Below are 259 nucleotides of genomic sequence, written 5' to 3' on the forward strand. Positions count from 1 at the left end.
GCCCGGGCGGCAAGGCCCGCCTTGCTGTCGATCAGCCCGGCGATCTGGGAGTCGATGGTCTGCGCGGCATGATGCGCCACGCGGTGACCGGTTCGGCCTGCCCGATGCGGTGGCTGCGGTCGATGGCCTGGGTCTGCTCCGCGTCGGTCCAGGACAGCTCGGCCAGCACGATGTTCGAGGCGACCTGCAGGTTCAGGCCCACTCCGGCCGCGGTCAGCGAGCACACCGCGACCGCGACGTCCGGGTCGTTCACGAAGGC

1 pseudogene is annotated in these 259 nt (G+C 71.4%); it reads right to left on the reverse strand.

The features are described from left to right. Positions 1 to 259, reverse strand: a pseudogene (locus DYY66_RS14410) (C-terminal helicase domain-containing protein); the annotation flags it as partial.

Source organism: Candidatus Nitrosotalea sp. FS, assembly GCF_011319475.1.
Lineage (GTDB): Archaea > Thermoproteota > Nitrososphaeria > Nitrososphaerales > Nitrosopumilaceae > Nitrosotalea.